The organism is Neobacillus sp. DHD-1R, assembly GCF_057747995.1.
Genome location: NZ_CM173232.1, coordinates 1,907,617 through 1,929,652, shown reverse-complemented (window position 1 = coordinate 1,929,652; position 22,036 = coordinate 1,907,617). Strand labels below are relative to the sequence as shown.

Below are 22,036 nucleotides of genomic sequence, written 5' to 3'. Positions count from 1 at the left end.
TTCAAGGTGTAAAACTATAGTTAGACAGTCTTGTGAACTCTAACCAAATGAATTTACTTACCTATCATTTGTACTCATATTACAATGGAATATAGTAATAATCAATAAAATTGGCCCATTTGTCATTTTTTCGACAAGGTTTTCACTTCCCATATTTCCCTATACACCCCTTTGCTGCGAATGTCTGGCTCCAAGATTATGGCAAAATCTTGTCATTTATACTGAAAAAAGACTATAATAGGAAATAATATCGATTTTTGTAGGTGAATTGAATGCAGCTTCAAGGTTGGTTTTTATGGTTTATCCTATTTTGGGTCGTTTTTCTCGTAACGATGATGGGAATCGGCGGCTTCTTTATGTTTCGAAAGTTTTTGAAAAAGATGCCTAAAAATGATGGCAAGTCCGTGATGGATTGGGAAGAATATTATGTGAATGAATCCCGTCACCTATGGGGGGATGAGGAAAAAGCCTTTTTAGAGGATTTAGTCAGCCCTGTACCGGAGCTTTTCCGCGATGTTGCTCGGCACAAGATTGCTGGAAAAATCGGCGAACTTGCCTTAAAAGAGAATGCTCCAAAGATCACGCAAGGACTGATCATCCGCGGCTATATTCAAGCAACACCTAAACGGGATCATAAATTTTTACGCAAAAAGCTTTTTCAAAATCAGATTGATGTTGCGCCGTTTGAGCATTTATTCTAAACCGTCTCCCGAGACGGTTTTTTCTTTTACCAAAAGAAAAAGCACTGACCCCGAAGAATCAGTGCATTGAATACTTATATCATTTTTGTCCCATGTAACTCTCTGTATAGCTTCATATATGACCGATACATCGCCACACGCCACGGAACAATCATACTGAAAGCTAGCAGGAAGAACATACCGCTTAGCTGGCCAATATCAATGGTGCTGCTCAAGATCCCTTTTAATACAAGTCGAACGATTAATAAACCAACTAAGATAAAGATAAAGGCCTTAGATCGCTTTAAGTAAATATCGTTTTCACGAATTTCAAATTTTGACGTTTTGATCAGAAGGATTGAGAATAGCATCCCAACAATCACTGCCTCCATAATCTCCATAGGCGTTAATCGAAATTGAGGTATGACATACATCAGTGCCCCGCTGGACATGAATATCGGCGGTAATATAATCTTTTTGACATTTGTAGGTTTCTTTGCGGCTTTCATGCGAACAAATAAAACAAAAAAGCCCATAAAAACAGCTCCGATGGAAGAAACAACAACGTAGTTCATTGGAATCATTCGTCCCTTATCTAATTATTTACTCACCCATTATATCTCAAAAGATGTATTTTGAGAAAAAATATTCACTGTAATTATGTTAACAATATTGAAATGGCTTAACAAGCGAAGCAAACAAGGAAAATTTGACTTCCTAGAATACTACCAAATGCTTATCACCAGCTTCTAAACTATGCAGCCAAATGAAATTAAAATCCTGTAAACCCGCCAAACAACCCTGAAAAAATAGTAATAATTTTCGTCATCCAGTCAAAAAAGAGGACAATTCCCATGACGATCATGATGTAACCGCCAATTTTCATGATCTTTGCACTATGTTTTCTAATTGATTTCATCCGGCCCACGAAGAACGATAAAATGAGAAATGGAATCGCGAAGCCTAAGGAATAGGCAAGCATGTATATGACTCCAGACCCTGGGTTTGATGCAGCTAGCAAAATAACAGCTGAAAGGATTGGACCCGTACATGGCGTCCAACCAGCAGCAAAGGCCATTCCAATTAAAATGGAACCAATGTAGCCTGAAGGGCGATTTTTAAATTCGAATCGACGATCTTTCATCATAAACTGTGGATTTAAGATACCCACAATGATTAATCCAAAGAATACAATAAAAATCCCGCCCAGTTGACGGATAAGATCCTTGTATTCAACGAAGAAACGGCCAACAAAAAAGGTGGTTCCAAAGCCGATGGCAACGAAAATAATCGAAAATCCTAGTAAGAAACATATCGTATGTAACAAGCTCCGTTTTTGAAGCATGGCATTTTCACTTTTTATTTCGCCAACAGACATACCGGTAATGTATGATAGAAATGCTGGATAAAGTGGCAAACAACATGGTGAAATAAAGCTTAAAAACCCTGCACCTAATGCTAATAATAAATTTACATCAGACATATAAACACTCCCACTATAGTCGATACCACTTCATTCTAACAAAACTTTAGCCCAAAAGATAATGATTAACATGAATTTTTTGTGTCTCCGTTTTCACACGTCAAAAACCGTTCACTTTTTCCAATTAAAGTCTAAAACATTGGGTATTTTTTTACAAATTACTTTGAAGTAATTTACAATATAGGTTATACTAGTAAAACAATGCCGGTTTAATAGTCTTCCATTCTTTGTTTTTTTTTCAAAAATTAGGGGTTACTCCGGAAAGGAAATCAGCCGTGTTAAAACAAGATTTAGCTGCATTAATAGAAAAAAAGCGAGCTGAATTAATTCAAGTCGCCATTACAAACGGTTTGACTTCCTCCGTTGCAATTCGCTACAGTCAGGAACTTGACCATCTCTTAAACGAATATAATAAAATTTATATAAAAAAAGTTCCATCGTCCGCCAGTTAAAATCTTAATAAGAAGACCAACGAAAAAGCCTGGCATACTTGAACTGCCCCGTAAATGTTAGACACCATTCTAACGTTTACGGGGGTTTTTTTATGGCCAAATTTACAGTTGAAGAAAGAATACAAATTGTTTTACGGTATTTACATGGGATCGAATCTATCAAGGCGATTGCGCAGGAGGCAAAGGTATCCCTTAGTATTGTGAGTGGATGGATTCGACTTTATGAACAACAAGGTATAGAAGCTTTTCAAAAAAAATATACAAGCTACTCTCTACAGTTTAAAATGGATGTACTGAATTATATGAACGAAACGGGTACATCATCTTACGATGCAGCGGCTATATTCAATATTTCATCTCCTAGACTAATTCGAAATTGGAGAAGTAAATTTGAACAAGGTGGAATTGGTGCCCTAGAACAGAAGAAAAAGGGGCGTCCACCAGTGAAAAAGAAGGCAAAGAAAATCGATTCAAAAAGAACAATACCTGCAGAAGGGTCAGTCGAAGCACTACAAGAGAAAATCTCCCGATTAGAAATGGAAAATGCTTACCTAAAAAAGTTGAATGCTTTAGTTCAAATGCAGGAAAAATTACAAACAAAATCAAAGCGAAAGTAATTTTTGAACTAAAGTATCAGTATGAAGTCGTGGATTTAGTTGAAGTCGCTGACATTCCACGTAGTACGTATTATTATTGGGAAAAACGATTAAATCAAGCTGATAAATATGCCGAAGTAAAAGAAGCTATCAAAGTGATTTTCCATGAACACAAAGGTCGTTATGGTTACCGTCGTATAGCGAAAGAACTTGAGAAAAAAGGATTTCATCACGATCCGAAAACGATCAATCGTTTAATGAATGAAATCGGCCTAAAATGCCTGGTACGAATGAAAAAGTATCGTTCTTATAAAGGAAATGTAGGAAAAATCGCTCCAAACCTATTAAACCGCGATTTTTCTGCCGAGAAACTGAATCAAAAATGGGTAACCGATGTTACAGAATTCCACCTATTCGGTGAGAAACGTTACCTCTCACCAGTACTTGATTTATGTAACGGAGAAATAATCGCTTATACTGTGATGAAACGACCTGTTTATAAATTAGTTGGCGATATGTTAAATCAAGCGATAGAGCGTCTTCAACCTGGGGACCAAGTAATTCTCCATTCAGATCAAGGATGGCAGTATCAAATGAAGCAGTATCAAAAAACATTAGAACAGCACCAGATTACGCAAAGTATGTCTCGCAAGGGGAATTGTTTGGACAATGCAGTTATTGAAAATTTCTTTGGCTTATTAAAGTCTGAACTTCTTTATCTACAGGAGTTTGATAGTATTGAGCATTTTGAAAAAGAATTAGAAGACTATATTCACTATTATAATCACAAACGAATAAAGGCAAAATTAAAAGACCTAAGTCCGGTAGAATACCGAGCTCAGGTCCTCAATGTAGCCTAAAATATTTGTCTAACTTTATTGGTTCAGTTCAACTAGCGCCAGGCTTTTTTTCTATTAGTTTACTACATCTTCCATATGTTCAACGGCGCCGTTTTGTAAGAGGAACATTTTATGATATAAACCGCCAAGTGCAAGCAGTTCCTGATGGGTTCCCCGCTCTACGATCTCTCCTTGATGCAGCACGAGAATTAAATCTGCATCCTGAATGGTAGATAAGCGGTGGGCAATCGCGATGGTGGTTCTCCCCTTACGCATTTTTGCCAATGCCGTTTGAATGGCTTCTTCTGTTTCCGTATCAATATTAGCAGTTGCTTCATCTAACACCAGTATTTTAGGATTGGCTGCAATCGTTCGTGCAAAGGCAATTAATTGCCGCTGCCCACTCGAGAAAGTGGCTCCCCTTTCCACCACTCTATGCTCATAACCATCCTCGAGGTTTTCAATAAATGAATGGGCTTGAACAAACCTCGCTGCATCTTCAATTTGTTCATCGGTCACCTCGTGATTATGAAGACGAATATTATCCTTTACCGTTCCATAAAACAAAAAGGGATCCTGGAGGACAAGGCCCATTTTTACGCGCAATTCCGCCTTGGTAAAATGACGAATCGATTTCCCATCAATTAAGATCTCCCCACGCTCAAATTCGTAAAAACGCATCATTAGATTTATGATCGAGCTTTTGCCGCTGCCAGTGTGCCCCACCAGTGCGACCGTTTCACCTGGACGGGCGGTAAACGATATATTTTTTAAAACATCTCTCTGCCCATCATAGGAAAAGCTTAGATTCTTAAACTCGATCTGCCCTTCTTCAATGGAAAGGCTCGTTTCTGTCTTCTGAGCAGGAGCCAATTCTTCTTCGTCCAATAACCGAAAAACACGAGAGCCTGCGACAATCGCTTGCTGGTACAATGATAATCTCATCATCATTTGGTTAACGGGTTCAAAAAAGCGGTCTAGATAATTGATAAATGCATAGATGACCCCAATTTCTATACTGTGCTGGAAGGAGGTGATCCCGAAATAGCTCAAGACAAGAATTAACGCGAACATATAAATTAAGTCAATTGCCGGCCTTAACAGTAACCCATCTATTTTTATATTTTTCATTCCGGCATTATAGTGCTTCTCGTTGATGTCCCCGAACTCATTGCGAAGCCGTTTTTCCTGACGAAAGACTTGGATGATCGACATGCCTGAAAGGGATTCGGCTAATTTGGCATTCAATTGGCTTAGTCTTTCACGCATATCGAGATAAAACTTTGAGCTCATTTTTCTGTATAAGTTCATGACAAATAATAAAATAGGAATAATGATGAGACAAAATAAAGCCAGCTTCACATTCAAAATAAACATCGCAATAAAAATACCCGCAAGTAAGAATCCACCTTGAATGAAGGTAGCAATCACGGTTACAAACATATCTTTAATTGCTTCCGTATCATTCGTTACCCTTGACACGATACTCCCCGCTGGTGTTTTATCAAAGTATTTTAACCCGAGTGACTGCACTTTGGAAAAAACATCAATCCGCAGTTGCTGAATAATATATAAGGCAATCTCTTGGAATTTCACAAATTGAAAAAACATCAGGATGGCTTTTATGATTTGGATTCCCATATACAGGGACCCTAGGTATAATAATGGCTGAAACTCAAGCTTCCCCGGTGTCAAATAATCATCAATAAAGATTTTGACAATTAACGGCAGGACGATATCTCCTAATGTTGTTAAAATGAGCAGGACAAAGGCCACACTTATGATCTTTTTATGGGGCTTTGTATAGGAAAGGAGACGGAATAAGACTCTTCTTTGTTCACGGTCAGATAGCTGCAATTTTTCTTCCATATGTTAGTGACCTCCCTGCTCAACGAGCTCTTCTAACTGCTGGCGTAAATACATTTCCTGATACCATCCGTCTAATTGCATCAGTTCTTCATGAGTACCTCTTTCAACGATATTGCCCTCATCAAGGACAAGAATGAGATTCGCATGTTGAATCGCACTTAACCGATGCGAGGTAATGATTGTTGTTTTGCCAGCACGATTCTGCCTTAATGCCGAAAGAATCGCTTCTTCTGTTTTTGCATCTACAGCGGACAGTGAATCATCAAGGACTAATACTTCTGGATTCATCAGCAGGGCTCGGGCAATCGAAATCCGTTGCTTTTGCCCACCCGATAATGACACACCACGTTCGCCGACAACTGTTTGATAGCCATCCGTAAATTGGAGAATATCAGCGTGAATATTGGCTAATTTCGCAGCGCTTTCAATTTCCTTTATGGTGACAGTTGGATCTGTAAAGGCAATATTTTCAGCAATTGTAGCCGAAAATAAGAAATGGTCCTGTGGAACATAGCCAATGGCTTCGCGTAATTTTTCCAGTTTAAACATTTGCAGCACTTTTCCGCCGAAAAGTATTTCACCTTGATAGCCTTCAAACTCACGAATGAGTAGTTTCAGCAGTGTCGTTTTACCGGATCCGGTTTTCCCGACAATTCCAAGTGTCTCACCTTGATGAAGAGAAAAATGGACCTCTTTTAAGATCGGTCTTGCTTCTCCCGGATAAGTAAATTCAGCGATTTTGTATTGAATATCACCACAAGGGACCACATCTAATGCTTCTCCATTATCAATGATTTCAACTTTTTCACTTAGAAGTGCAGCAACTCTGTCGTAGGAGGCACGACCCCGTTCAACGATATTAAATAGCCAGCCAAAGGCAAGCATCGGCCAAATTAATAAACCTAAATAGGTAGTAAACGAGATTAATTCACCAATTGTTAACTCATCATTTAAAACATATTTGGCGCCAAACGCAATCGATAAAAAAAAGGAAATGCCGACAATAATCGAAATCGTCGGATCATAAAGTGAATCAATTTTAGCAACGATAATATTTTTTTGAACAACATCCTCTGATAGCTTGCGGAAATCCTCAATATCTTCCTGTTCCTGCCCAAAGGTTTTAATAACCTTTATCCCTGTAATACTCTCCTGTGTTTTATCATTTAGAGAGGAGAAGGTCTCTTGTGCCTTATGAAAGCTTTTATGTAACATGGTCCCAAACCAACTTGTCAGTATCGCCATAATCGGCAGGGGAATTAAACAGATTAACGTTAATTTCCAACTGATCGTAAAGGCCATGGCTATGATGACAAACCCTCCGGTGGATAGAGAGTCTACGAGGGTTAGCACCCCGGCACCAGCTGTTTGCTGAATGGCAGAAAGATCATTTGTCGCATGAGCCATCAAGTCCCCTATCCGGCTTTTTTGGTAAAATGCAGGTGACATTTTAGTGAAGTGACGGTACAGCTGATTTCGCAGAATTTTACTAAGCTTAACGGATGAACCGAAAATCATGATTCTCCAATAATACCTAAGGACGTACATCGCAAGCCCTACGGCAATAAGGACCACCACCCACTCAATGATTATCCCTTTTGTGATTGTTCCCTCGTTTATCTGATCGGCAATAATGCCGATTACTTTCGGAGGAACTAGTTGTAACAGTGCAACGACTAATAAGATTAGCACCCCTGATACGTACGCTTTTTTCTCCTGTTTAAAAAACCAGCCTAAATCTAAAAAAACTTTCAAGCACACACCTCCAATAAACAAGAAAATTCAACTGCCACTGAGTTGACTTTATGAAAGTTCTCGTCTTATTTATCTGTTATAAAAATCATACGGCTGAGTTTAATATTTTATCAAATATTTGTAAAATAAGAAAGATTTAGACATGAAAAATAATCATGAAAAAAGCACCCTTTTAGTTGAGTGCTTGTCCATTTTATTTGCCTTGCTGTTTATTCATAGCAGACATCATTTGGTTGATCTTCTTTTGAGAAGGCTTCATACCCATTTGCATCATCATCATTTTTAACATTTGTTCATTGATTGGCGGATTTTTCTTTAAGTAGCTCATCATATATTTTCGAGCAATGAAAAATCCTAGTGCTACACCGACTGCTAATGCCAGTATACCAACTAGAATGTAATATCCCATTAGACTTCCTCCTTCATGTTGTCTACCATACAGTGTACTAAATAAAATGGAATAAAACAATATCTCGTTTTAGATAAATTTTCTTTCTTTAATTGGTTTTAACCAGCCGTATCGCTCATGCTCGAGATCAATTGCCAAAAAGGAAGATTCACATTTTCTTAGCACTTCAAAAAAAGCTGTTTCTGCCTCATAGCTGCCCTCTGCTTCCACTGTAATTAAGTCTTGAAAAACTTCTATCCTTGCCGTGCTTAGTTTTCCGCTTAATCCTAACATGTATGCTCCGTGATCCGCTTTAAATCCCTTATGTTTTCCGAGCTGCTTTTGGATCAATTGATGGATTTTTAACACTTCTACCCTTTTGGTTATATATGAAATTTGTTTAGCTGTAATAAATTTAAGTTCGCCGTCAGCTGTCTGATGTTCTTGAAAAAGCTGAAAAAATAAACGCTCTCTTCCGAAGTAATGGGCGGCAAATTCATCTTCTATTAAATATAGCTGATATTTTCTCACCACTGTTCTCTCCTTCGTTGAAACCCTTTTCCCTATTATAAAAAAATTCAAGAAAAACTTTTGTCTTACGGCGCCAAAAACTTTCACTATTTTTGTCGATTACAAGGGTTTTAAACAAATCTATATTAATTTCGGTAGATTTAGTGAATTTTCCTTCATGAAAAGTCATTGTTCAAAAAATTTTAACAAATACAAATACTCTTCAAGAGCAAAAAGAGAGAACGGAAATTCCGTTCTCTCTCTTATCTATCTTACAATTTATTTTTGTAACAGTGCTTTAACACGTGCTACTACGTTATTAACGGTAAAGCCGTATTCTTCCATAATTTTTTCACCAGGTGCTGAAGCTCCGAACTTGTCGATTGCTAAAACATCACCTTCATCACCAGTATATTTGTGCCAGCCGAATGATGCGCCAACTTCAATTCCTAGACGCTTCTTCACATTCTTTGGTAGGACAAAATTTTTGTAATCTTGCGACTGTTGTTCAAAACGATCCCATGATGGCATGCTGACAACAGAAACGAGAATGCCTTCCCCAGCAAGGGCCTTTTGCGCTTCCACAGCAAGACTTACTTCTGATCCAGTTGCTAATAGCAATGCATCTGGAGTCTCTTTTTCTGCAGGTGAAACGACATAAGCACCTTTTGAAACTCCTTCGTAAGCACGCGTATCAGTGCCTTTTAAGGTTGGTAAATCTTGACGAGTTAAGATTAGGGCTGTTGGTTTGTTGGTTGACTCCACAGCAAGTTTCCAAGCTGCCGCTGTTTCATTACCGTCTGCTGGACGAATGATCGACAAACCAGGCATTGCTCTTAATGCTGCAAGCTGTTCCACTGGTTCGTGTGTTGGTCCGTCTTCCCCAACGGCAATACTATCATGTGTGAATACATATGTGACAGGTAATCCCATTATGGATGCTAGACGAATAGCTGGACGCAAGTAATCAGAGAAAACAAAGAATGTTCCACCGAATACTTTTACCCCACCATGCAGAGCAATCCCGTTCATGGCAGCGCCCATAGCAAATTCGCGGACACCAAACCAGAAATTACGGCCTTCATATGCTCCAGGCATATAGTCTTTTGATCCTTTAATCATCGTTTTATTTGATCCTGCAAGGTCTGCTGATCCACCGATAAATATAGGCAGATTTTTCGCAATTCCATTTAACACTTCACCAGAAGAGGCACGGCTTGCAAGACTTTTTCCTTCTGGGTAAACTGGAATATCCTTGTCCCAGCCTTCTGGAAGTTCATGATTTAATGCTTGTTCTAGCTGAACAGCTAGTTCAGGGTACTCATTCTTGTATTGAGCGAAAAGATCATTCCACTCTTTTTCTTTTTTCTCACCATTTTCAACAATGAGTTTTTGGAAGTTTTCATATACTTCTTGTGGTACATGGAAATCTTCTTCAAAGGTCCATTTATACGCTTCTTTTGTAAGCTTTAACTCATCCGCTCCAAGTGGTGCACCATGAATGCCTGATGTTCCTGCACGGTTTGGTGAACCGTAACCAATAACGGTTCTTACTTCAATCATGGTAGGACGATCAAGGTCACTTCTTGCTTCTTCAAGTGCATGAGCGATTTCTTCAAGGTTATTGCCGTCTTCAACACGAAGATACTGCCAGTTGTACGCTTGGAAACGCTCTTTAACACTTTCTGAGAATGATTTATTCAAGTCTCCATCAAGTGAAATATCATTGGAATCATATAGGACTACCAAACGGCCTAATTTTAAGTGTCCTGCAAGGGATGCTGCCTCTGCAGAAACGCCTTCCATTAGGTCCCCATCTCCGCAGACACTGTATGTAAAGTGGTTCACAAGTTCATACTTATCTTTATTATACACGCTCGCAACATGACGCTCTGCCATAGCCATTCCGACAGCCATCGCAATCCCTTGGCCAAGTGGACCAGTTGTTGCTTCTACACCTTCAGTATGGCGATACTCAGGGTGACCAGGTGTTTTACTACCCCATTGGCGGAATTGTTTTAGGTCATCCATGGAGAGATTGTAACCAGATAAGTGAAGCATGCTGTATAACAAGGCAGAGCCATGTCCCGCAGACAAGACAAAACGATCACGATTAAACCAGTGAGGGTTCTTTGGATTATGGTTCATGAATCTTGTCCATAATGTATAAGTCATTGGTGCTGCACCCATTGGCATCCCAGGATGTCCTGAATTTGCTTTCTCGATTGCATCAATGGAAAGCGTACGAATAGATGTTACAGATAAATCATCAATAGTATTAAACATGAAATACATCCTTTCTCATTCACTAAAACTGAATACACCATTTATATTATATTGCTCCTGCTATTAATTCAACAAATAGCACTAAAATAAGTAATAATCGTCACTTTGTTTCTTATTTTGACACTATAAGGAATGATATATGTGAAAAAAAAAAAAAACTCGCCAAATGGCGAGTATGTGTGTGGAGCCTCTTGCTTTGGCTATTATAATCGGGAACAGCCTTTTAATGAAGTCTATTTTTCTTTCTGGCTTTGATTTTTTCTGGTGTTACATCATTGCCTTCGGGATCAATGAACTTAGTGTTTGTTAGGGTATCAAGCATATTAGAACGGAAAGTCGCCAAATATTCACTTCTTAATTTTGATTGTTCTTTAGCTTCAATCTCCGTTAATCCTGTCGATTTTGCTTTTCTTGCCAGTTCGTTGATACGAGCCATTTTTTCTTTAGATAGCATTCAAGTACCATCCTTTCTATAGGATTAGACACTTGATTTTACTAAAAAAAAGAAGTTCTTACAAGGCAGAAGGATTATTCATCTTGTGACTCCATATACTCTTGATATCGTCTATGTACGGTTGCTTTTGAAATTTGGTAGCCAAATCCTCTAAGTGTGGCAGCAATTTCCGCAAAGGTTAAGTCATTTTTTCTTAACCGAATGATTTGATCAATTGGAACCTCGATTTTATCCCGGCCGGAACCCTCACCAAGGTTTTTTAAATTTTTTTCTGGTTTATAGCCTTGCTGAACGGCACGCTTCATGCCGCGTTTAATCTTTACATTATGAAGTTTCCGTTGGTACTCTTCTACCATACTGACGATTTGTAACACCATTGAATCAGATTCTGATAGTTCGAGTTCCCCGCTATGAGAAATACTATAAAGTTTGATTCCTTCTTTTAAAATGCAATGAAGGAGGGCAATTTTGGCATTCCCTCTGCCAAGCCGAGTCTCGTCCTGGATTAACAATGCTTGCACCTGTGAATCTTTTATCCGTTCTAATACCTCTAATATTCCATCTCTTTCAAAATCATAGCCGCTTGCTTGTTCTTTAATGATGGCATCAACCTCAAAGTGATACTGGCTCGCAAGTTGGATTAATTCCTCTTCCTGACGTTTTAATGAGGTTTCCTGGGTTTCTTTATTCGTGCTGACACGGCAGTAAATAATTGCTTTCAAATTCTATCCTTCTTCCTATTCTTCAGGGGCACTAGCTAAAATGGTTGTTGTTGGAGATACTTTCTTACTAACCGGAATGACAATTTCTTCACCTGGAAAAATTTGATCGTTAATATTTTCATTATGCTTCTTTACCCAGCTGACGAACTCATCATTGGATAATGAATGCTGTTCGGCATATTGGTTAGAGATTTTCCAGAGTGAATCACCTTCGGAAATAGTTACTTTTAAATATTGATCCTGGTCAGTAGGATGTTGTTTAAATGATAATATGAGAGCTAAGAAGCAGCTTAGTATAATTAGAGTAATAGCATATGAGTATTGGGTCCATAATTTTTTCATGTTTTCCACCTCTTATAGGAATATATGTTCTCTTTTTGATATCATCATTATAGTCCGAACGTTTGTTTGTTGTCAACTACATTTTCGAACTTATGTTTGTATAAAAATGAAGAACATGCTATAATTAAGCCAACAATAACCAGGCGAGGTGCATTTTATCATGGTAAAAATATCAAAACGGCAGCAGGATATCCTGGATTTTATAAAAGATGAGGTTAGAAGCAAGGGCTATCCTCCTTCGGTAAGGGAAATCGGTGAAGCAGTTGGTCTTGCCTCCAGCTCCACAGTACACGGTCACTTAGCTAGGTTGGAAAGTAAGGGTCTCATCAGAAGAGATCCAACTAAACCAAGAGCTATTGAAATTTTGGAAGTAGATGAAGCAGCCAATATCCCAAGAAACAAAGTTGTAAACGTACCAGTGGTTGGGAAAGTTACAGCAGGTATACCAATAACAGCTATTGAAAATGTAGAAGAGTATTTCCCTCTTCCAGAAAGTCTTGCTCCTTCGGATGAACAAGTCTTTATGCTGGAAATCATGGGTGAAAGTATGATAGAGGCTGGAATTCTTGATGGGGATTACGTTATTGTAAAGCAGCAGAAAAATGCTGATAACGGAGACATTGTTGTAGCAATGACTGAGGAAGATGAAGCAACCTGTAAACGGTTCTTCAAAGAAAAAGACTATATCCGCCTGCAACCAGAAAATTCCACGATGGATCCTATTATTTTAAGGAATGTTTCTATTCTTGGAAAAGTAATTGGGGTTTATCGTCATATACATTAAAACAAAAGAGCTGTGACCAGCTCTTTTTTTATTGGGAAAATTTTCAACTTTCATTCACAATTAATTACTATATTAAAAAATCAGTATTTTTACTCATTTTCATATTGCTAATATTTAATATAATTAAATTACACCATGATTTACCTTAGGTCCAAAAAATAAAAGGCTTAAGGAGTGTGGGAAACAGTGTTAATTGACATTATTTTCTCGATTGTGATTGGTGGGTCGGTGGGGGTCATCGGACATGTTCGAAAGAACGGAAAAATTATCATGCCTCGCAGAACAAAAAAATTTCTTTATCTCGGTTTTCTCGAAGAAGTACTTCTTGGTGCAGTTGCTTCGCTTCTCCTCGTCCTGTATACCGCTCCAAATTCATTGGTAGAAATCCTTATTTTTTCGATTATTGCTGGACTCGCTGGTGATGCCGTTCTGAATAGAATTAAATTATTAAATGAGAACGGTGAGAAGTAAATTTTTATAATGCCTCAGTAATCTATTACTGAGGCTTTTTGGTTTTTGTTGTAAATTAAAAAGCCCCGTCGCGTTAAGCGACAGGACTAATGAATCTTAGTACACGCTCATATATTGATCGCGTTCCCATTGGTGAACGACGGTGCGGAACATATCCCATTCAATTTCTTTAGCTTCAATAAAATGTTCTAGGATATGCTCTCCAAGACCAGCAGTGATCACTTCATCAGCTTGAAGTTTTTCTAATGCATGGGCAAGTGTTGCAGGAAGATCGATGATTCCTTCTTCGATTCTTTCTTCTTTACTCATTACATAAATGTTACGGTCGATTGGTGCTGGAGGAGTTAATTTATTTTTAATTCCATCTAGACCAGCTTTTAGAAGTACTGCCATTGCAAGGTATGGATTGGCAGCAGGGTCTACGCTTCGAACTTCTACACGAGTGCTTAACCCGCGTGAAGCTGGAATTCGGATTAATGGTGAACGGTTCATTGCAGACCATGCAACATAACAAGGTGCCTCATAGCCTGGTACTAAACGCTTATATGAGTTTACAGTAGGGTTTGTTACAGCTGTAAAGGCTTCAGCATGTTTTAGGATACCAGCAATGAATTGACGTGCATTATCGCTCATTTCTAAGTCGCCAGTTGACTCGTAGAATGCATTTTCCCCACCTTTGAATAAGGAAAGGTTCATGTGCATACCAGATCCGTTTACGCCGAATAATGGTTTTGGCATAAATGTCGCGTGAAGACCATGCTTACGCGCAATCGTCTTAACAACAAGCTTAAATGTTTGGATTTGGTCACAAGCTGTTAAAGCATCAGCATATTTAAAGTCAATTTCATGTTGTCCTGGAGCTACTTCATGGTGAGAAGCTTCAATTTCAAAGCCCATTTCTTCAAGCTCAAGAACGATATCACGACGGCAATTTTCACCTAAATCAGTTGGCGCTAAATCGAAGTAACCGCCTTGGTCGTTCAATTCAAGAGTGGGTTCACCTTTTTCATCTAATTTAAACAAGAAGAATTCCGGTTCAGGTCCGAGGTTGAAGTTAGTGAAGCCTAACTCTTCCATCTCCTTTAACACTCTTCTTAAGTTATTACGCGGGTCACCTGCAAATGGTTTACCTTCTGGAGTATAAATATCACAAATTAAACGGGCAACTTTCCCTTTTTCAGCTGTCCATGGGAATACTACCCATGTATTAAGGTCAGGGTAAAGAAGCATGTCAGATTCTTCAATACGTACGAAGCCTTCGATTGATGAACCGTCGAACATCATTTTGTTATCAAGTGCTTTTTCCAATTGGCTGCTTGGAATTTCAACATTTTTGATTGTTCCCAAAATGTCAGTAAATTGAAGACGGATAAATTTCACATTTTCTTCTTTTGCTAAACGTTGGATATCTTCTCTTGAATACTTTGCCATTTTCATTCCCCCTATTTTTTGAAAAAAGAATCATCATAATTTAATGGAAAAATCGAGACATATCGCCTTGGCGTAATGTGGATCGATTGTTTCTGCCTGAATGCATTAATTCGTTGCGAAGAAGCTTTCTTAGTTGTTCATCAGTTAAGTCTGTTTTGGCTTTTTCTTTTGGATTGTCAGCTAACTTAGATTGTTGCTCTTTGACTATGAACAATTGCTTAATGCCCGCCATGTTCACACCTTGGTCAATTAAATCTTTAATTTCTAACAATCTATCAATATCGTTCAAACTATACATCCGTCTGTTTCCTTCGGTTCTAGCTGGAGAAATCAACTGGTGCTCTTCATAATAGCGGATTTGTCTAGCGGTTAAATCTGTTAACTGCATGACTGGCCCAATCGGAAACAGTGGCATGGAACGACGAATTTCTCTTCCACTCACCAAATTTCTCCTCTCTTTCGTAAATCTTATTGCTATTATATTTCGTGTAAGAAAAGATGTCAACACTATGTTAGATTTTCTTACATGCTTTTTTAAAATAAAATAGGACAACAATATTACAAGCCATTCTATTTTATTTTCCCTAATCTAATTGAATTAATCCCTTTTCGACTAAATGGTCAATCGCCAAACAAATCGCCATTTTCACATGTGCATAGGTTAACCCGCCTTGTACATAGGCAACATATGGAGGGCGAAGCGGACCGTCCGCCGTAAGTTCAATACTCGCACCTTGAATAAAGGTTCCTGCTGCCATAATCACATCATCCTCATATCCAGGCATATAACTTGGGTGTGGTGTCACGTAGGAATTGATGGGTGAGGCAAATTGGATAGCCTGACAAAAAGCGACCATTTTATCCCGATCATCAAACTGGACTGATTGAATTAAATCTGTTCTTTTCGTGTCCCACTTTGGCGATGAATTCATCCCCAATTTTTCCAACATTGCTGCAGTAAAGACGGCGCCCTTTAATGCCTGACCTACGACATGTGGAGCAAGAAAGAACCCTTGATACATTTCTTGCAGGCTGTATAAAGAGGCACCTGCCTCTGCCCCGATACCCGGGGAAGTCATTCGATAGGAACAGGCCTCGACCCATTGTTTTTTCCCAACGATGTATCCTCCGGTTTTAGCAAGGCCGCCGCCTGGATTTTTAATTAATGACCCCGCCATAAGATCTGCACCGACATGACACGGTTCTATCTCTTCAACAAATTCCCCATAACAATTATCTACGAAAACGACCACGTCAGGTTTGATTTCTTTGACAAAGGAGATCATTTTACCGATTTCCTCAACAGTAAAGGAGGGCCTTGTGGCATAGCCTTTCGAGCGCTGGATCCCGATCATTTTTGTATTCGATTTTATTTTCCCAGCAATGGCATCCCAATTAATCGAGCCTTCATCGGTCAAGGCGGCACTATCATAAGAGATCCCGAATTCCTTTAAGGAGCCCACTCCATTGCCGCGAATCCCGACGATTTCTTCAAGGGTATCATAAGGTTTTCCCGTTATATAAAGAAGCTCATCCCCCGGCCGAAGAACCCCAAATAAAGCAATCGATATAGCATGGGTGCCTGAAATAATTTGCGGGCGAACTAGACCTGCTTCACCCCCAAACACATCCGCATAGACTAATTCCAAGGTATCTCTGCCAATATCATCATAGCCATAGCCGGTTGACGGAATAAAATGTGAATCACTTACACGATGTTGTTGAAAGCTTTTTAACACTCGAAATTGATTGGTTTCGATTCTTTCATCCATTTCTTTATGTACCGCAGCGATTTGTTGTTCCACTTCCCTCACAAGCGGCTGCAGCTTTTCCCCATTTTTTAACTGTTGAAACATGTTGTTACTCCTATCTATAGTGAAAATTTCAGTAATTGTCCCGTTATCTGATGATCCTTAAGTGTGTATCCTTTGCAGCGATAAAATTGACTGTCTTCATCAAAAACGAGTGTTCTTAAGATGGTCTCATTTTTTAATTGTGAAAGCAGCTTTCCTTCCGTTGATGGAATCTGTACTTCGTATGGTTCCATCTGTTTCATCACTACCTTCTCCATCTGCTCCTTCAAGGAATGACGATCGCCTTCATCAAAGGCACTAATGAATACAGTTGGTGTATCAGCCGTTGGGACAAAATCTGGATGCTGAATATCTTTTTTATTATATACTGTTATTTGTGGAATATCTTTTACTTCTAAGTCATCCAACAGCTTTTTAACAGTTTTTTCGTGTTGAAAATAATCAGGATTAGACATATCAACCACCTGCAGAATCAAATCAGCTTCCTTTACCTCCTCAAGTGTGGAACGAAAGGCCGCAATAAGTGTGGTCGGTAAATCTTGAATAAATCCTACCGTGTCGGTAATCAAGGCCAAAAATCCACTTGGTAAAATCAATTTCCGTGTCATCGGATCTAGCGTGGCGAATAATTGATTTTCCTCGTATGACTCCGCTTCAGATAACCGATTGAACAACGTTGATTTCCCTGCATTCGTATAACCGACAATGGCCACTTGAAAGGTCTTATTTTTCTTTCTTCTCTCACGATACCGATCACGGTGTTGAACGATGACGGAAAGCTGTCCTTTAATATCATCAATTCTTCGGCGGATATGACGGCGGTCTGATTCTAACTTCGTTTCCCCCGGACCTCTTGTACCTATTCCTGCACCAAGACGCGATAAAGCAGTTCCCTGACCAGCAAGTCTTGGTAATATGTATTGCAGCTGCGCCAGTTCAACCTGCAGCTTCCCTTCTTTAGAACGGGCCCTTTGGGCAAAGATGTCAAGAATGAGCTGCGTTCGGTCAATAATCCGCGCATTTATTTCAGCGGCCAGATTTCTTTTTTGACTTGGGGATAGCTCGTCATTAAATATGACGATATCTGCCTCCGTTTCCTCTACCAATGCATTTAATTCTTCGACTTTTCCTTTACCAATATAGGTGGCCGGGTGAACGCGGTCACGTTTTTGGACAAGTGTGATAAGCACCTCACCCTGTGCCGTTTCCGTTAATGCTCCTAGCTCTCCCATCGAATAATCGAAACGGGCATCATCATCCCGGTTCGTTTGGCACCCAACGAGAATGGCTTTTTCTTTTGTTTCCTTTACTGCCACAAGGCATCCTTCCTTCCCATCAAGCTCTATTGTTCATCATACCAAATATCCCTTATATAATACTAATTCCCCCTTTCTTACATAAAAAAAACGACAGGTTCATATTCCTGCCGATTCGTTGATTAATCTTCCTCAAAAATAAGGTCATTGCTTCTAAGGGTCATTAATTCATGCCGATCATAGCTATTTAGCATTAACAGTCTCATCGCTTGGGCCCGTACGGATTTTTCAATCACATTACGGACGTACCTGCCGTTTGAAAAACTATTTGGGTTTAATACAGCCTTCACCCAAATTAAATGATCGCGTAATTTTTTTTCTGCTTCATGACTAAGGGTATACTCTCTTTCGATTAACATCCGGCTGGCAATATCCATTAACTGGTCAATATTATAATCTGGGAAGTCAATGACTAAAGGGAAGCGAGAATGCAAACCAGGATTTAAGGTTAAAAAGTAATCCATCTCTCGGGAATAGCCTGCCAGAATCAGTATAAATTCATGCTGTTTATCCTCCATATGTTTGACCAGTGTATCGATGGCTTCCTTGCCAAAATCCTTTTCCCCGCCACGGCCTAACGAGTATGCTTCATCAATAAAGAGAATCCCGCCTTGAGCTTTCTTAACTAAGTCTCTTGTTTTTTGCGCAGTATGGCCGATATATTCGCCCACAAGATCCGCCCGCTCCGCCTCAATTAAATGGCCTTTTGAGAGGACATTCATTTTTTGAAACAACTTTCCTATTAACCTGGCAACGGTTGTTTTCCCTGTTCCCGGATTCCCTTTAAACATCATATGGAGGGCTTGCTTTCTTGCCCTTAGTCCCATTTCCTCACGCTTCTTGTTCACGTAAATCCATGCATAAATTTCTTTTATCATTCGTTTCATTTCTTCCATGCCAACCAAAGCCCCGAGTTCTTCTTCAATTTCCTTTAGTGCCGTATGCTCGGGGGGGATGACCTTTGGAACAACTTGAAAATCTGGTATCTCTTTTGTGACTGTTTTTCTTTCATGTGAGTTGAGTACCACCTTTATTTGGCCGTTACTTTTCATACGTATCGGTTGATCCAAAGCTTTCACCTCTCATTCTGCAAACAGTATACGTAAGGTAGCAAAATATAAGCTACTTAGAAGTGTATTTGGTTAGGCATAATCCTTCATACTATGTGTATTCACGACAAGTGGAAATCATTAAAAAAGTTTTCCCCGTGGTATCTCTTATAGCAAAAAAAAGAACCCATCGGCAATGGGCTCCATTTTAAATCTGTCTTTTATTGGTTTTCAAGTTCAAGGTGAACATTTTTTTGCGGTGCAAAGGTTGAAATGGCATGTTTATATACTAACTGCTGCTTCCCCTCTGATTCAAAAAGAACAGTAAAATTATCAAAGCCCTTAATTTGACCTCTTAATTGAAAACCGTTTAGAAGAAACACCGTCACATTGATATTGTCCTTACGGCACTGGTTTAAAAATTGGTCTTGAATATTAATCGTTGTTTTCATTTGTATATCCTCCTCTTTTATCTCTACTAATATGTATTCGATTTTACTTTAAGCTTTCCTTCAACATAATGAGAAATTTCCGCTATTTTTTTTGCGAAATTTTTCACATCTGTCATATCAAACCATTCTACATCCATTTTGTTCCGAAACCAAGTCAATTGTCTTTTTGCATATCTTCTTGAATTTTGTTTTAACTGTGTTACAGCTTCTTCTTTTGTTACATTACCGTCTAAATAGTCATAAATTTCTTTATAGCCGATAGCTTGGATCGATTGACAATCACGTAAGCCTTGATTATATAAGCTTTTTACCTCCGCTAGCAGTCCTTCAGCCAACATTAAGTCGACTCTCGTATTAATGCGTTCATACAGTGTTTCCCGTTCCATCGTTAAACCAATAAGTGCCGCATCATATAACAAATCAGGCTGTTGTGTCTTCTGGAATTCTTGCGTTGTTTTCCCTGTTAGATGGAATATCTCAAGGGCACGGATCACTCTTCGAACATTATTGGGATGGATTTGAGCCGCACTGCTAGGATCAACTTCCATTAATTCTTTGTGCAGCGCCTCATTCCCAATTTCCTTGGCTCGCTCTTCCTGTTGCATTCGAAAGGATTCATCACCTGGCACATCAGAAAATTGATAATCAAAGATAACGGACTGAATATACAACCCTGTCCCGCCTGCAATGATGGGAAGCTTACCTTTTTGGGCAATCTCATTAATTTTAGCACGGACAAGCAGTTGAAACTCAGCAACAGAGAAATTTTCAGATGGCTCTTTTATATCGATTAAATGGTGGGGGATACCCTCCATTTCATTTTTCGTTATTTTCGCTGTCCCAATATCCATACCACGATAGATCTGCATGGAATCCCCGCTGATGATTTCACCATTAAAACGTTTGGCCATTTCAATACTTAATCTTGTTTTTCCGACTGCGGTTGGGCCCATGATCACAATTAATTTTTGTTTCGACTCCAATATTTTCACACTGCCTTTTACGATATTCAGTGAAAGACTTACTTTGCTTCTGCTTCCACCCCTTCATCCTAACACAATTTTGAAAAGCAGTTGAACATCAAATAAGTATATACAAAAAATTTCTTTTCTATGCGTTTTGATCGAACGAATTTAGTATATCCATTTTTATTTCAAAGATGATAAATATTTCCTGTAAGTTTACAAAATATTTCCTGTAAGTTTACAAAACCATAACGGTTCATTTACAAAGCGCTTTCCACCCCCAAATTCATGGTAGGCTATAACGTAGGTTATGGAGTATTAAAACTAAGGAATAAGGTGAACAGAATGCTTACTACTTATGATATTGGAATTGACTTAGGAACAGCAAATATATTGATTTATAGTAAAAATAAAGGCATCGCTCTTAATGAGCCGTCTGTAGTGGTCATCGATACAGAAACGAAAAATGTCGTAGCTGTTGGAATCGAAGCGAAAGAAATGATTGGGAAAACACCAGAAAAAATTGTTGCGATTCGCCCATTAAAGGATGGCGTTATTGCTGATTTTGACATGACAACCGAAATGTTGAAGCACATGTTAAAAAAGGCATCTAAAAAAATCGGTTTTGGTATCCGTAAACCAAATGTTGTGGTAAGTATTCCGTCTGGTTCGACTAGTGTGGAACAAAGAGCCATTCAGGATGCAGTAAGAAATGCGGGTGCGAAAAAAATAACGTTAATTGAAGAGTCCGTTGCGGCAGCAATTGGGGCTGGGCTGCCAGTGGATGAACCGGTTGCCAACGTGGTGGTAGACATTGGCGGAGGGAATACCGAAGTGGCGATTATTTCCTTCGGAGGCGTGGTCGCCTACCATTCTATTAAAGTTGGCGGAGACCGCTTTGATGATGATATTATTCAACATGTCCGCAAGGAATACAATGTGTTGATTGGAGAACGGACAGCTGAAAATATTAAAATGCAAATTGGTTATGCCCTTATTGACCATGAAGAACTTACGATGGAAGTCCGGGGCCGTGACCTAGTAACAGGGCTACCAAAAACCATTAATCTTTCATCCTATGAAGTTCGTAATGCAATTAAAGAGGCACTTTTGCATATATTAGAAGCGATTCGAGCAACACTTGAAGACTGTCCTGCCGAACTAAGCGGTGATATTGTCGATCGCGGTGTGATTTTAACCGGTGGTGGTGCCCTTCTTAACGGTATGGAAGCATGGCTTAGTGAGGAAATCGTTGTACCTGTTCAGCTCGCTCCAAATCCACTTGAGTCCGTGGCAGTAGGAACTGGACAAGCACTACAGTTTATCAACAAAATACCGGCTGCTGTGAAATAAAACAGAGTCAAAAAAGGCTGCAGGG

Annotated in this window: 22 protein-coding genes and 2 pseudogenes; 7 read left to right on the top strand and 17 right to left on the bottom strand. The window is 39.1% G+C overall.

What is annotated here, in order from left to right; genetic code table 11:
* Positions 1-272: 272 nt before the first annotated feature.
* Positions 273-701: a DUF2621 domain-containing protein gene (locus AC3ANL_RS09265; RefSeq protein WP_488328929.1), complete on the top strand. Its 429-nt coding sequence runs from the start codon at positions 273-275 to the stop codon at positions 699-701.
* Positions 702-775: 74 nt separating this feature from the next.
* On the opposite strand, the gene AC3ANL_RS09260 is transcribed toward AC3ANL_RS09265, so the two are convergent.
* Both AC3ANL_RS09260 and AC3ANL_RS09255 read right to left on the bottom strand, forming a co-directional pair.
* Positions 776-1,255 carry a CcdC family protein gene (locus AC3ANL_RS09260; protein WP_488328928.1) on the bottom strand — a complete coding sequence of 160 codons (480 nt, stop codon included), beginning with the start codon at positions 1,253-1,255 and terminating at the stop codon, positions 776-778.
* A gap of 197 nt (positions 1,256-1,452) precedes the next feature.
* Positions 1,453-2,163: a cytochrome c biogenesis CcdA family protein gene (locus AC3ANL_RS09255; protein ID WP_488328927.1), complete on the bottom strand. Its 711-nt coding sequence runs from the start codon at positions 2,161-2,163 to the stop codon at positions 1,453-1,455.
* Positions 2,164-2,438: 275 nt separating this feature from the next.
* On the opposite strand from AC3ANL_RS09255, the gene AC3ANL_RS09250 reads away from it, so the two are divergent.
* The 3 genes and pseudogenes from AC3ANL_RS09250 to AC3ANL_RS09240 all read left to right on the top strand — a co-directional run.
* Entirely contained in the window at positions 2,439-2,615 is a 177-nt protein-coding gene (locus tag AC3ANL_RS09250) for a Spo0E family sporulation regulatory protein-aspartic acid phosphatase (protein ID WP_488328926.1), read from the top strand.
* Positions 2,616-2,707: 92 nt separating this feature from the next.
* Positions 2,708-3,100, top strand: a pseudogene (locus AC3ANL_RS09245) (helix-turn-helix domain-containing protein); the annotation flags it as partial.
* A pseudogene (locus tag AC3ANL_RS09240) lies at positions 3,076-4,071 on the top strand (IS3 family transposase); the annotation flags it as partial. The pseudogenes AC3ANL_RS09245 and AC3ANL_RS09240, both read left to right, overlap by 25 nt.
* A 54-nt stretch (positions 4,072-4,125) precedes the next feature.
* Here the strand turns inward: AC3ANL_RS09240 and AC3ANL_RS09235 are convergent.
* The 8 genes from AC3ANL_RS09235 to yneA form a co-directional block, all read right to left on the bottom strand.
* Positions 4,126-5,919 carry an ABC transporter ATP-binding protein gene (locus AC3ANL_RS09235; RefSeq protein ID WP_488328925.1) on the bottom strand — a complete coding sequence of 598 codons (1,794 nt, stop codon included), beginning with the start codon at positions 5,917-5,919 and terminating at the stop codon, positions 4,126-4,128.
* Positions 5,920-5,922: 3 nt separating this feature from the next.
* Complete coding sequence (locus AC3ANL_RS09230; RefSeq protein WP_488328924.1) at positions 5,923-7,674, bottom strand: ABC transporter transmembrane domain-containing protein; 1,752 nt, start codon at positions 7,672-7,674, stop codon at positions 5,923-5,925.
* A 193-nt stretch (positions 7,675-7,867) separates the two neighbouring features.
* On the bottom strand, positions 7,868-8,083 hold the full coding sequence (locus AC3ANL_RS09225; RefSeq protein WP_488328923.1) for a YneF family protein: 216 nt from the start codon (positions 8,081-8,083) through the stop codon (positions 7,868-7,870).
* Positions 8,084-8,152: 69 nt separating this feature from the next.
* Positions 8,153-8,593 carry a sporulation inhibitor of replication protein SirA gene (sirA, locus tag AC3ANL_RS09220; RefSeq protein WP_488328922.1) on the bottom strand — a complete coding sequence of 147 codons (441 nt, stop codon included), beginning with the start codon at positions 8,591-8,593 and terminating at the stop codon, positions 8,153-8,155.
* Positions 8,594-8,851: 258 nt separating this feature from the next.
* The gene (gene tkt / locus AC3ANL_RS09215; RefSeq protein WP_488328921.1) at positions 8,852-10,858 is read right to left on the bottom strand and encodes a transketolase; all 2,007 of its coding nucleotides are present in this window, start codon (positions 10,856-10,858) and stop codon (positions 8,852-8,854) included.
* Between the two features lie 223 nt (positions 10,859-11,081).
* Positions 11,082-11,312 (bottom strand): DUF896 domain-containing protein, encoded by a 231-nt coding sequence (locus AC3ANL_RS09210; RefSeq protein WP_488328920.1) that lies wholly within the window; start codon positions 11,310-11,312, stop codon positions 11,082-11,084.
* A 74-nt stretch (positions 11,313-11,386) separates the two neighbouring features.
* Positions 11,387-12,034, bottom strand: coding sequence for a YneB family resolvase-like protein (locus AC3ANL_RS09205; protein ID WP_488328919.1), 648 nt, complete (start codon positions 12,032-12,034; stop codon positions 11,387-11,389).
* Between the two features lie 15 nt (positions 12,035-12,049).
* Entirely contained in the window at positions 12,050-12,376 is a 327-nt protein-coding gene (yneA, locus tag AC3ANL_RS09200) for a cell division suppressor protein YneA (protein ID WP_488328918.1), read from the bottom strand.
* A 160-nt stretch (positions 12,377-12,536) separates the two neighbouring features.
* On the opposite strand from yneA, the gene lexA reads away from it, so the two are divergent.
* Both lexA and AC3ANL_RS09190 read left to right on the top strand, forming a co-directional pair.
* On the top strand, positions 12,537-13,160 hold the full coding sequence (gene lexA / locus AC3ANL_RS09195; protein WP_488328917.1) for a transcriptional repressor LexA: 624 nt from the start codon (positions 12,537-12,539) through the stop codon (positions 13,158-13,160).
* Between the two features lie 186 nt (positions 13,161-13,346).
* Positions 13,347-13,631 (top strand): DUF4257 domain-containing protein, encoded by a 285-nt coding sequence (locus AC3ANL_RS09190; protein ID WP_488328916.1) that lies wholly within the window; start codon positions 13,347-13,349, stop codon positions 13,629-13,631.
* A gap of 96 nt (positions 13,632-13,727) precedes the next feature.
* Here the strand turns inward: AC3ANL_RS09190 and glnA are convergent, their stop codons facing one another.
* From glnA to miaA, 7 genes are all read right to left on the bottom strand, one after another.
* Positions 13,728-15,062: a type I glutamate--ammonia ligase gene (glnA, locus tag AC3ANL_RS09185; protein WP_488328915.1), complete on the bottom strand. Its 1,335-nt coding sequence runs from the start codon at positions 15,060-15,062 to the stop codon at positions 13,728-13,730.
* Positions 15,063-15,102: 40 nt separating this feature from the next.
* Positions 15,103-15,504 carry a MerR family transcriptional regulator gene (locus tag AC3ANL_RS09180; RefSeq protein ID WP_488328914.1) on the bottom strand — a complete coding sequence of 134 codons (402 nt, stop codon included), beginning with the start codon at positions 15,502-15,504 and terminating at the stop codon, positions 15,103-15,105.
* 142 nt (positions 15,505-15,646) lie between these two features.
* Positions 15,647-16,918, bottom strand: coding sequence for a methionine gamma-lyase family protein (locus AC3ANL_RS09175; RefSeq protein WP_488328913.1), 1,272 nt, complete (start codon positions 16,916-16,918; stop codon positions 15,647-15,649).
* A gap of 14 nt (positions 16,919-16,932) precedes the next feature.
* The gene (gene hflX / locus AC3ANL_RS09170; RefSeq protein ID WP_488328912.1) at positions 16,933-18,192 is read right to left on the bottom strand and encodes a GTPase HflX; all 1,260 of its coding nucleotides are present in this window, start codon (positions 18,190-18,192) and stop codon (positions 16,933-16,935) included.
* A 122-nt stretch (positions 18,193-18,314) separates the two neighbouring features.
* Positions 18,315-19,262, bottom strand: coding sequence for a stage V sporulation protein K (spoVK, locus tag AC3ANL_RS09165; protein WP_488328911.1), 948 nt, complete (start codon positions 19,260-19,262; stop codon positions 18,315-18,317).
* A 200-nt stretch (positions 19,263-19,462) separates the two neighbouring features.
* Entirely contained in the window at positions 19,463-19,693 is a 231-nt protein-coding gene (gene hfq, locus AC3ANL_RS09160; RefSeq protein WP_488328910.1) for an RNA chaperone Hfq, read from the bottom strand.
* A 26-nt stretch (positions 19,694-19,719) separates the two neighbouring features.
* Positions 19,720-20,646 (bottom strand): tRNA (adenosine(37)-N6)-dimethylallyltransferase MiaA, encoded by a 927-nt coding sequence (gene miaA, locus AC3ANL_RS09155; protein WP_488329691.1) that lies wholly within the window; start codon positions 20,644-20,646, stop codon positions 19,720-19,722.
* Between the two features lie 357 nt (positions 20,647-21,003).
* Between miaA and mreBH the strand changes: the two genes are divergently transcribed.
* A complete protein-coding gene (mreBH, locus tag AC3ANL_RS09150; RefSeq protein WP_488328909.1) occupies positions 21,004-22,011 on the top strand; it encodes a rod-share determining protein MreBH in 1,008 nt (335 codons plus the stop codon).
* Positions 22,012-22,036: the final 25 nt, after the last annotated feature.

What these genes read in the sequence shown, in the direction of transcription:
- AC3ANL_RS09265 (WP_488328929.1), top strand. Translation starts at nt 273, where the DNA reads ATGCAGCTTCAAGGTTGGTTTTTATGGTTTATCCTATTTTGGGTCGTT.
- AC3ANL_RS09260 (WP_488328928.1), bottom strand. Translation starts at nt 1,255, where the DNA reads ATGAACTACGTTGTTGTTTCTTCCATCGGAGCTGTTTTTATGGGCTTT.
- AC3ANL_RS09255 (WP_488328927.1), bottom strand. Translation starts at nt 2,163, where the DNA reads ATGTCTGATGTAAATTTATTATTAGCATTAGGTGCAGGGTTTTTAAGC.
- AC3ANL_RS09235 (WP_488328925.1), bottom strand. Translation starts at nt 5,919, where the DNA reads ATGGAAGAAAAATTGCAGCTATCTGACCGTGAACAAAGAAGAGTCTTA.
- AC3ANL_RS09225 (WP_488328923.1), bottom strand. Translation starts at nt 8,083, where the DNA reads ATGGGATATTACATTCTAGTTGGTATACTGGCATTAGCAGTCGGTGTA.
- tkt (WP_488328921.1), bottom strand. Translation starts at nt 10,858, where the DNA reads ATGTTTAATACTATTGATGATTTATCTGTAACATCTATTCGTACGCTT.
- AC3ANL_RS09210 (WP_488328920.1), bottom strand. Translation starts at nt 11,312, where the DNA reads ATGCTATCTAAAGAAAAAATGGCTCGTATCAACGAACTGGCAAGAAAA.
- yneA (WP_488328918.1), bottom strand. Translation starts at nt 12,376, where the DNA reads ATGAAAAAATTATGGACCCAATACTCATATGCTATTACTCTAATTATA.
- lexA (WP_488328917.1), top strand. Translation starts at nt 12,537, where the DNA reads ATGGTAAAAATATCAAAACGGCAGCAGGATATCCTGGATTTTATAAAA.
- glnA (WP_488328915.1), bottom strand. Translation starts at nt 15,062, where the DNA reads ATGGCAAAGTATTCAAGAGAAGATATCCAACGTTTAGCAAAAGAAGAA.
- AC3ANL_RS09175 (WP_488328913.1), bottom strand. Translation starts at nt 16,918, where the DNA reads ATGTTTCAACAGTTAAAAAATGGGGAAAAGCTGCAGCCGCTTGTGAGG.
- hfq (WP_488328910.1), bottom strand. Translation starts at nt 19,693, where the DNA reads ATGAAAACAACGATTAATATTCAAGACCAATTTTTAAACCAGTGCCGT.
- miaA (WP_488329691.1), bottom strand. Translation starts at nt 20,646, where the DNA reads ATGGGCCCAACCGCAGTCGGAAAAACAAGATTAAGTATTGAAATGGCC.
- mreBH (WP_488328909.1), top strand. Translation starts at nt 21,004, where the DNA reads ATGCTTACTACTTATGATATTGGAATTGACTTAGGAACAGCAAATATA.